The sequence below is a fragment of the Paenibacillus endophyticus genome, from assembly GCF_014192395.1.
GTDB lineage: Bacteria > Bacillota > Bacilli > Paenibacillales > Paenibacillaceae > Pristimantibacillus > Pristimantibacillus endophyticus.
The window spans coordinates 394,969-404,235 of the sequence record NZ_JACHXW010000005.1; the positions used below are offsets into that span (position 1 = coordinate 394,969).

The window sequence follows — 9,267 nt, forward strand, 5'->3', positions numbered from 1 at the left end:
TTTGCTTATTGAATCGGATTGTTTTGCAAAGACATCGCTGCAGCTTGTGCTTGTTGCAGCTTTTCTTGTGCTTTCTGAACGTCCTGATGCTCCTGCTTCACAAGCTGCTGCGCTTGCAGCACTTGCTGCGTCTCTGCTTGCAGCATCAGCTCCGCCTCGAGCAGCTCCTCATTTTGTTCCTGCAGCTGTCGATGAGCCGTCAGCACTTCCTGCTGCGCTTGCTCCAGCTTTTGATTTTCTTGCAGATCGGCAGCGATTTGCTGTAAATTTCTGTTTACCATTTTGAAAGCCTCCATCTCACTCATTTTGTCAAAACGACCAACGTTTATCGTGCTCTAAATAGTGAGGTTTTATGCTGTTCAATCCTATGTGCAATGAAAAAACCTCCTTTGTTGTACCTGAACAAGTCAGATGCTACAAAAGAGGTTTATCCGCTTCTACGTGAATCCTGTGTACTTCATTTAAACACACAGGACTTACATAAATATAAAGCTTATGTACTTCGTGAAAACCATTGACTCATCAAGGTTTTCTAGGTATGCCGAGGACGGGAATCGAACCCGTACGGTGGTCACCCACCGCAGGATTTTAAGTCCTGTGCGTCTGCCAGTTCCGCCACCCCGGCATGTTGTGAAGGTTTGCTATGGTGGGCCCTGAGGGACTCGAACCCCCGACCAATCGGTTATGAGCCGACCGCTCTAACCAACTGAGCTAAGGGCCCTCGAAAAACGTATATTTCAACGTATTCATCGAAAGGTTGGTTGCGGGGGCAGGATTTGAACCTGCGGCCTTCGGGTTATGAGCCCGACGAGCTACCGGGCTGCTCCACCCCGCGACGTATATCCATTTGAGCAATGCTTCTTGAAATGGCGACATAAAATAATATACTATAGTTGTATGTTTTAAGTCAAGCAAAATATTCTAATTTATTTTCAGTCCTTTTTTACGGTATAAATCTAACGCCAAATCGACCTTTCCGCGAGCGAAATACTTCGACTTCACGCGGGCTTTCATAGCCATAAACCCACCAGTCGTCTTCCATTCTTCTTACCAAGCACCCCGCCTGAAACTTTGTCTCGTATAGGCGAACCCAATACACCCACCTCATGCGAACCCCTCCACTGCGATTAAGATGTCTAGCGGTATGCTAGCCGCTTCAATAAAGGTTGTAGCCCTTAGAATACCCCAAAATTGGAATAATACAATAAATCAATGCGATTTTCCTCATCACAATCACCGGCATGTCATGTGACTTCATGGAACGAGGAAACTCCAATTCTGTTTCTTAATTTATATGCAAATCGGGTATACTCAAATAAGATCATTGCGAAGGAGCTGAGATCCATGTTGTACGGTATCGTTGTGTTTCCGGAAAAGCATGTGCAGGATTACGCAAACAGCTTGCGAAGAAGGCATGACCCTCACTATTCGGCAATTCCTGCGCATCTAACGGTGAGAGAAGCAGAAGAATGGACGATTGAACAGCTGCAGATGGCTGTTGCCCATTTGGAGCAAATCACCTCCATGCTGCCGTCATTCTCGATTCACCTAAACAGGGTATCCACCTTCTATCCTGTCAATCATGTGCTATACCTTGCCCTGCAAGACACGGTCTCCATGCAACAGCTTCACGAGCAGCTATGCAGCGGACCACTCGCTGTAGAGGCTCCTACTTACGTATTCACGCCGCATCTTACGATCGGACAAGAGCTGTCTGCTGATGAGCTCCATGATTTGTACGGCAACCTCCGCATGCAGGAGATTGATCTATCAACAACGATAGACCGCGTCCACCTTCTCTATCAGACGGATAACGGCTCCTGGACCGCGTATCAATCCTTTCTTCTTCGCGGATAACCTAAGGACATAATTAAAGCCCGGAAGCGGTTAGAAACCGCTCTCGGGCTTTTTAAATGGTCCGTTATCTACGATCATTCATTATCTAGGCACTGGCAAAATACCGATACCGCCGCCTCCGCCGTCCATTCCTCCGTTAGGATTCGTTTTCAGCTTCTCAAGTACTGCGTTGCCGCGAGTTTCCCACTCGGCAAGTGCTTCTTTGGCCGTTTTGGTCTTTTTAATCACCTCTTGGAACAGCTCGTAGCCTGGTGATTGAGCTTCCCAAATACCTGGTTTTTCACGGAAAATTTTCTCGGAATCCGTGCTTGTTGGAGGAAGCGGCTTAAGTGTTGTAAAAGCGTCCATATTGTATTGCATGCCGCCAATTGGCTTCAAAAACTCTTTGCGCGCAACCATTTCATAAAGGCTTCTCGACTTCAGCTTCGCCCATTCCTTGCTGTTGGAAAATTTAATGAACTCCCAAGCATCTTTATCATTTTGTGCTTTGTTGTTAATACCCATCAATTGGCTCAGCATAATGCTGCCGCCTACCTCAGGATCATTCGGGTGAACCGGCACGGTAACGACTTCCCAATCTACTGGTACGAAATCTTTAATTTTGGCAGCATTGTCTGATGCTTTCTTCAGTTCATTGATATAGCCGTATTCACCGATCGTCATTGCTACTTTGCCTTTGATAAACAAATCGCCATAGAACGGATCATTGCCGTTTCCGCCGTCAGCGACTGCTTTTTCATTTAATTTGTTAATGAACTCTTGAGTAGGAATAATTTCTTCTTGATAGAGGGATGAGACCGTGTTCCATACGCTCTCCCATTGCTCGCTGTTCACGAGCATTTTCTCGCCCTTGTCATCCCACATTTTTAATTGAAGCGCTTGGCTGTATACTTGCGTGTCGTTAAAGCCGTCAGACGGCCAGCGGTTGAATGAGAAACCGAAGTTGCGGTCTTCGCCTTCGCCTTTAGCCACTTGGCGCGCTAGGTTAAGCACGTCTGCCCACTGCATTTTATCAGTCGGTGGCGTTACACCAGCATCAGCAAACAGCTTCTTGTTGTAATAAAGAGCGGATGAGCTGAATGTAGGCGTCAACGCATACAAGTTTCCGTCGCCTGCGGATTTGATTCCTTCAATAACAGTCGGAACATAATCGGTAAGGTCGAACTTATCCTGTGCGACTAACGGATCAAGCGGTTGAAGCAAGTTGTCCTGCGTCATGCGGCGAAGCATGTTGTAATCAAGCACAACAACATCCACCGGGTTCGAGCCGTTCAGCATTTCCGTCATTTTCTCGTACGGATCAGGCTGTGTCGTCGGCTTCGCAGGGTCTGACTGCTCAAAACGTTGATCATCGTAATTAATTGCGCCTACGATCTCGAATTCAATGTTAGGATGAGACATTTCGAACATATCGGTGTACTGCTGGCGGAAATAAGGCTCGTTGTCCGAACCGCCGTACAAGACGCCAATTCGAAGCACGCGCTTTTCGGTCGATTCTTCTGAGCTGCCGCTGCATGCTGCAAGCAAACCGATCAGCAAAGCAAGCGTTAAGCTAACCAATGTAATTTTGCGAATACCCATACCAGTAAAACGTTTCTTGTTCATTCCAATTAACCCCCTAGTGATTTCGGCGGAGTAATGACAATCCGCTCGCCGTCAAATTCCATCGTCGCTTTGTCCTTAATATTTAAAGCTGTTAAATATTCCTTCGGAACCTGCAACCGCCCAACGCGGTCTACCACGACATACGCTTCATGGACAGCCTGCAGCCCTGCTGCAACGGCAGGTAGCTCTGCCTCACTCCCATCAGGATTGATGTTCGGATTCCGTTTGATAAACTCTGTGCTCGTTAAACCATCACGGATCGCTACCACACGATCGACTTTACCCGCAAGCGTTAGATCATGCGTAACAATGACTATGGTGATGCCAATCTCGCGATTAAGTCTGCGAAAAATATCCATAATCAAATCGGAAGTAGCCGTATCTACGGAGCCCGTAGGCTCATCGGCTAACAACAGCTTGGGCCGGTTCGAGAGCGAGATCGCAATGGCAACCCGTTGCTGCTCTCCTCCGGAAAGCTGATGGAGCTTGTTGTGCATACGCTCTTTAAGTCCCACCCATTCGAGTAGCTGCTTCGCGTAGGCACGGTCAACCTTGCCCGACAGCATCATCGGCATCTCTACATTCTCAAGCGCCGATAGATAAGGCAGCAGGTTGCGGGCGTTATTCTGCCATATAAAGCCTACTGTCTCTCGCTTGTACTTCACAAGATCCTCTTCGGTAATCTTAAGAAGATCCCATGGGCCTACATGCACCTGACCGGCAGAGGGGCGGTCAAGACCGCCCAGCGTGTTCAGCAGCGTCGATTTCCCGCTGCCGCTGTTGCCGATGATTGCCATTAGCTCGCCTTCGTTTACTTTCAAGTTGAGGCCTTGAAGCGCGACGACTTCCAGATCGTCGGTTTTGTAAATCTTCACCAAGCCTTCGCAATCGATCATCGCTGTTGTCATCGTTCCTCTCCCATCTTGACCGCTTGATGCACTTTAAGCCTTCTAATATGAAGGAAGAGCAGCATCGCGCCAATAAACATCATCACTCCGACTACGATGAACAATTGATTCGTATCATTCGAATCGAAAATAACCCGGAACGGAGGCACTGTTTCTGCAACATTCTCTGCGGTCTGAAGAAATGGCAGGAAGAGCAGACTGACCGTCTTCCCGATAAGAACACCGAGTCCGATTGCAAGCCCCGCAGTAAACAGCTGCTCCAAGAGAAGCATGCCGGTAAGCTGCTTCCGGGATAAACCCATCGCGCGCAGGACGCCGAATTGGACGACACGGCCCGATAGATTAAAGAACCAGAATAGGACATATCCAGCTAGCGTGATTACGACTGATACGAGAAAGCCTAAGCTCAATATCCCGAACACGCCTCCGCGCGTAGGAAGCTTCGATTGCGCGATCAGCTCGCTTCTAACATCTTTAACTGAGGCAAGCTCGATCCCCGCCTTCTGGAGCTCGGTAACGATCGGCGCTACTTTGGCATCCGGCTTCATCTTGAGCCATACTTCATAAGGTATAAGCGGAAGCTGGTCATAAATATAATCCAAATTCGTAATAATAAATGGCGATTTATCCGGATACTGGCTAGGCCAATACGGTAAAATGCCCACAACAACAAAATCCACCTTTCCTTCCGCAAAGCCAACCGAAACCGGATCGCCAAGCTTCAGCTGATATTTCTCGGCTACTTTGGAAGGAATTAATGCCGCTTGCTCATACAAGCCTAAGTTATTCAAATAGTTAAATGGATGTACCGGGTACAAGTCATTGCGGAACCAGCCCACTTTGGAAAAATCGACGTTATCGATTCCCATTACGGTGCCTTGACCAATGGACTTGCCTGATATGACGACGCTCCCTTTCGCTTGAAGGACGCGAGCTGCTGCTTCAACGCCTTCTAAAGAACGGAACAGTTCAAATGGCGGCTCTGTATACATGATCTTGGTCGGCACGCTTTGGCCGCCGCCTCCTCCACCGCCAGAGCCTCCACCCGCGCCTCCTCCAGACCCGCCGCCGCTTCCGCCTCCGCTGCCTGAGCCGCCCCCGCTTCCGCCGGAACCGCCATTGCCAGGTGTCGTTGTTAGCTCAGCTGAGCCTTCCCAAACGGTTTGAATCGTTACGTCTGCACCATACTTATACAGCGTGCGCTCCGTTGAGTTCAAATCGATCGTTCGTGCCGCCGATGCGTTGTACACGCCGAGTCCCAGTGTAAGAACAAGCAGTATCATCAATGGATAATAGCCTTTGGAAGACCTTGACAGCTGCATAAGCGTCAAATAAAGCGGTACAGGTAAAAATTTGCGTCCAAGCCATGTAAAGCACTTGAGCAGCCACGGGAATAGCCTTAAAAAGAATAACCCAAGCGCAAAAATGGACAGCGCCGGCACGAAAAATAGAAACGGCTGCACATTTAATTGATCCGTTGTCATGCCCGTCTGGAATGTGAGCATTTGACGCTCGTTAAACATATACCAGCCATAGCCCGCTGCCCCGATTAGCAAAACGTCCAAATACCAGCGCTGCCAGCTTGGCTTGCGGTCTGAACGAGCCAGATCCTGCTTATAGCTGACGATGGACGATCTTGCATAGATAACAGCCGGAATAATCGTTGCCAGAAGCGCGAGCAGCACAGCTGCCCCGCCTGCAATGATTGCTTCCGTAGAGAATCCAACGGGAATCGACTTCCGGTTAACGAAGGATAAGAAGCCATTGGCCGATCCGATGCTCTTCGCCATAAACCAGCCGATAAAGGGGCCGCTCGCCAGTGCAATGCCTCCGAGCAGCAGACCTTCAAGCAAATAAATCCATATAATTTGCCGAGTACCTGCGCCGCGGCTTCGAAGCACGGCGATGTCGCTGCGCTGCTTATCAAGCGACTGACGTGCATTCATTGCAATAAAGAAAAAGACCATTGCCAGCATTGGTGCAGCAAGCGTAAAGAGAAGCGTCTGCAGCTGCAAGCTTTGTTTTTTGAACTCAGCAAGGGTCGACGCAAAGGATATTTCAACCCTTGTATCCTTTAGGCGCTGATATAATTCGATATTCAATCGCTCAAGCGTCTTCCCAAGCGGCGTTAGTTGACTCGTCTGAATCTCCGATAAATCAAAGGCATAATACCAACTCGCATTATGAAGCGGTATGCCTTTCTTAGCGAGCAGCATTTTATCAAATGCAGCCTCACTAATCTGAAGCGAGCTTAATAAGCTTTCCATACCTTGATACCAGTAAGAGCTCGTATCCGAAAGCGGTTTGACTGCTCCGACGATTTTGACCTTTAAAGTTAGATCAAGCCCGCCATATATCGGGTATTCAAACACATCGCCGATATGTATATCATTGCGATACATCGCTTCCTCGAACATAACGGCTTCGATTAACTCACCGTCACCCTCAGCATTTATGAACCATCTGCCTTGAGTAAGCTCTGTGTTTTTATCAAGTCCTGACATCGTCATCATCGTAAGCTGACGATTGCGTCCTGCATCCACTTTAGTCGGATCCTCAGGTACAACCTCTGAGCCTCGAATCGAATAACTATTGACGTACGTGTTGAAAGGAAATCCAATTTCCTTAGGGACCCCGTCCCTAATATACCGTTGAAGCTCAGATAACGACGTGATGTCCGTTTTGCCCCCTGCAGGAGATTGATACCTCATTAGCAAGGAGCCAGCCGGCAATCCGGTGCTTTTCTGCTGCAGCGACTCCGCTACCACTCTTTTGAGAGCGCCATCCGCGTACATGGGTATGCTCGTTGCAAAAGCAACCGCCAGTGTCAGTCCTGCTAGCGTGCTCAACGTTAGCCAGCGCGTGTTCCACATTTTGCGGAACAAAAAACGAAACAGCGGAATTCCCATTGGCTATCGACCTACAACTTTCTGACCTGGCTTCAACCCCTGCAGAATCTCAATCTGAGTAGAGGTTTGCTGACCAACCTCAACGTCTACCTCGCGTTTGCCTTCGGCATCAATAACCTGCACATAAGTACGGGAACCGATCGAACGAAGCGTAGAAGGAGGAATGACTATGGCATTTTCAGTGCGCTTCGTAATAATGTTGATGGATAATGGCGTTCCACGGTTTAAGTTTTTCGGCAAGTCCTTTAGTTCAACGATCATGAAGTCCTCTGGTCTCTCCGGTTTCGTCTCACCAGGCGTTCCGCCCGTGCCACCGCCAGCATTTGGATCGTCCGCTTTAACCGGAAGCAGCTTGACTTTCCCTTTAAACGTGCCGACATTGCTGATATTGGCAACGACCTCAAGTCCAACAGCTATTTTCTCAATCTCCGTTTTGGTAAGCTTGGCCGCTGCCGTAATTTTACTTGTGTCCGCTACGATTGCAATCGGCGCGTAAGCTTTGATCAAATCGCCTTTCTGCACGTTCAGCGTAACAATCGTACCGCTAAATGGCGCAGTCAGTGTCGCCTTGCCAATCTCCTCTTCCATGTCTACCAGCTTCTGCTTGCGTTCTTCAAACGCAATGGACTTCTCCTCGAACTCGATCGGATCCATCTCGTCACGCATGCGAAGTGTTTCCTTCATCGCAATTTCTTCTTTTTTGAATGCGAGCCGTTCCATGCGCAGCGTCTTCACCAGATCATCGACATCAAGCTGTCCAATGGTTTGACCCGCTTTAATCTGCTGACCGGCTTTCACGCTCAGCTCTTTCAAATGCTTGCCGTCCAAAGTGAAGAACAACGTCTCTTCTTCCAATGAAATCAGCTTGCCGATAACCTGCACCTTCGTTTCCAAAGTAGCCGTCGTGACTTCATATTCTGGCTTTTTCGAGATTTGGGGCGGTGCAATTTCTGGTAATACCTCTTCTTCACCTTCTGCCGGGAGCAGCGAGCACCCGCTTGCAAAAATTAGGGAAACGCTCATTGCCACAACAAATGAACGCTTAAATAAATTTCCCGTCCACCATTTCATAGACATGGTCGGCAACCTCCAAAATCGTAGGATCATGTGTAGTCATGCAAATAGAAACTTGTTCAGTGCGAATAATGTCTTGGAATACCGCCATTATCTGAGCCGACATGCCTGAGTCCAGCTCTGCAGTTGGTTCATCTGCCAGAAGCAGCATCGGCTTATGGGCAATGGCTTTGGCAATGGCGACACGCTGCTGCTCCCCACCGGAGAGCTCGAACGGTCTATGGTTCATCCGTCGTTCAAGGCCGACTAGCTCCAAGCACTGGACAACCCTGTCTTTCCATTCCGCTCGAGGAATGCCAGCCATGCGAAGGGAAAGCTCTACGTTCTCCCGAGCGGACAAAAGCGGCATAAGCGCAAAAGCTTGGAAGATAAAGCCCATGTGCTTACGCCTGACTAATGTACGCTGATTATCACTCATACTATGGAAAGGCGAACCGTTAAACAAGATTTCGCCCTTGCTTGGCGTATCGAGACCGCCTAAACAATTGAGCAGCGTCGTCTTGCCTGATCCGGATCTGCCCCTTAGCATAATCAATTGGCTCTCCTTAAGCTCCATTCGAATGCCCTTTAATACATGCAGCGGAGAACCGCCAACTTGAAATGTGCGCTCTACATCATTCACCGTCAGTAAATTGCGCTTTTCTACAGTGGGCTCCAGCTGCGCTTCCGTGCTCTTATCTTCTTCCTGCGGAATGGCCATTAGCGCTTCCGATCCCTCCTTAACCAGCTTTCATAATTCTAATCTTACATGATAGACGAAGGACATGCTCAAAAAGTTACGCCAAATTCAAACAACTTTCAAAACTTTTTTTATTTGACGGATTGTAAAATGAAGTGCGACACCTAAAAAAACAAAAGGCCCATGAAGGCTTCGTGTAAAATGGAAGTTACCACACCACCATTTTGTACAGGAG

The 9,267-nt window shown here is 48.5% G+C and carries 8 protein-coding genes and 3 tRNA genes; 1 reads left to right on the top strand and 10 read right to left on the bottom strand.

What is annotated here, in order from left to right; all coding sequences use genetic code 11:
- Nucleotides 1-5 precede the first annotated feature (5 nt).
- The 5 genes from FHS16_RS11560 to FHS16_RS11580 all read right to left on the bottom strand — a co-directional run bounded on the left by FHS16_RS11560 (nucleotide 6) and on the right by FHS16_RS11580 (nucleotide 1,108).
- Nucleotides 6-281: a hypothetical protein gene (locus tag FHS16_RS11560; RefSeq protein WP_183562081.1), complete on the bottom strand. Its 276-nt coding sequence runs from the start codon at nucleotides 279-281 to the stop codon at nucleotides 6-8.
- Between the two features lie 258 nt (nucleotides 282-539).
- Nucleotides 540-625: transfer RNA gene (locus FHS16_RS11565), tRNA-Leu, on the bottom strand.
- A gap of 19 nt (nucleotides 626-644) precedes the next feature.
- Nucleotides 645-721 (bottom strand) — tRNA-Ile (locus FHS16_RS11570).
- Between the two features lie 37 nt (nucleotides 722-758).
- Nucleotides 759-835: transfer RNA gene (locus tag FHS16_RS11575), tRNA-Met, on the bottom strand.
- Between the two features lie 108 nt (nucleotides 836-943).
- A complete protein-coding gene (locus FHS16_RS11580) occupies nucleotides 944-1,108 on the bottom strand; it encodes a hypothetical protein (RefSeq protein WP_183562083.1) in 165 nt (54 codons plus the stop codon).
- Nucleotides 1,109-1,344: 236 nt separating this feature from the next.
- Between FHS16_RS11580 and FHS16_RS11585 the strand changes: the two genes are divergently transcribed.
- On the top strand, nucleotides 1,345-1,857 hold the full coding sequence (locus FHS16_RS11585) for a 2'-5' RNA ligase family protein (protein ID WP_183562085.1): 513 nt from the start codon (nucleotides 1,345-1,347) through the stop codon (nucleotides 1,855-1,857).
- 81 nt (nucleotides 1,858-1,938) lie between these two features.
- Here FHS16_RS11585 and FHS16_RS11590 read toward each other — a convergent pair whose 3' ends face one another.
- The 5 genes from FHS16_RS11590 to FHS16_RS11610 are packed head-to-tail and all read right to left on the bottom strand — an operon-like array spanning nucleotide 1,939 to nucleotide 9,053.
- Nucleotides 1,939-3,462 (bottom strand): ABC transporter substrate-binding protein, encoded by a 1,524-nt coding sequence (locus FHS16_RS11590; RefSeq protein WP_183562087.1) that lies wholly within the window; start codon nucleotides 3,460-3,462, stop codon nucleotides 1,939-1,941.
- Nucleotides 3,463-3,467: 5 nt separating this feature from the next.
- Entirely contained in the window at nucleotides 3,468-4,358 is an 891-nt protein-coding gene (locus FHS16_RS11595) for an ABC transporter ATP-binding protein (RefSeq protein ID WP_183562174.1), read from the bottom strand.
- Nucleotides 4,359-4,366: 8 nt separating this feature from the next.
- Nucleotides 4,367-7,279, bottom strand: a complete 2,913-nt coding sequence (locus FHS16_RS11600) for an ABC transporter permease (protein WP_183562090.1) — start codon at nucleotides 7,277-7,279, stop codon at nucleotides 4,367-4,369.
- Nucleotides 7,280-7,282: 3 nt separating this feature from the next.
- The gene (locus FHS16_RS11605; protein ID WP_183562092.1) at nucleotides 7,283-8,356 is read right to left on the bottom strand and encodes an efflux RND transporter periplasmic adaptor subunit; all 1,074 of its coding nucleotides are present in this window, start codon (nucleotides 8,354-8,356) and stop codon (nucleotides 7,283-7,285) included.
- The gene (locus tag FHS16_RS11610; protein WP_183562094.1) at nucleotides 8,322-9,053 is read right to left on the bottom strand and encodes an ABC transporter ATP-binding protein; all 732 of its coding nucleotides are present in this window, start codon (nucleotides 9,051-9,053) and stop codon (nucleotides 8,322-8,324) included. Before FHS16_RS11610 ends, FHS16_RS11605 begins: the two co-directional genes overlap by 35 nt.
- Nucleotides 9,054-9,267: the final 214 nt, after the last annotated feature.

What these genes read in the sequence shown, in the direction of transcription:
- FHS16_RS11560 (WP_183562081.1), bottom strand. Translation starts at nt 281, where the DNA reads ATGGTAAACAGAAATTTACAGCAAATCGCTGCCGATCTGCAAGAAAAT.
- FHS16_RS11590 (WP_183562087.1), bottom strand. Translation starts at nt 3,462, where the DNA reads ATGAACAAGAAACGTTTTACTGGTATGGGTATTCGCAAAATTACATTG.
- FHS16_RS11600 (WP_183562090.1), bottom strand. Translation starts at nt 7,279, where the DNA reads ATGGGAATTCCGCTGTTTCGTTTTTTGTTCCGCAAAATGTGGAACACG.
- FHS16_RS11595 (WP_183562174.1), bottom strand. Translation starts at nt 4,358, where the DNA reads ATGATCGATTGCGAAGGCTTGGTGAAGATTTACAAAACCGACGATCTG.
- FHS16_RS11585 (WP_183562085.1), top strand. Translation starts at nt 1,345, where the DNA reads ATGTTGTACGGTATCGTTGTGTTTCCGGAAAAGCATGTGCAGGATTAC.
- FHS16_RS11580 (WP_183562083.1), bottom strand. Translation starts at nt 1,108, where the DNA reads ATGAGGTGGGTGTATTGGGTTCGCCTATACGAGACAAAGTTTCAGGCG.
- FHS16_RS11610 (WP_183562094.1), bottom strand. Translation starts at nt 9,053, where the DNA reads ATGGCCATTCCGCAGGAAGAAGATAAGAGCACGGAAGCGCAGCTGGAG.
- FHS16_RS11605 (WP_183562092.1), bottom strand. Translation starts at nt 8,356, where the DNA reads ATGTCTATGAAATGGTGGACGGGAAATTTATTTAAGCGTTCATTTGTT.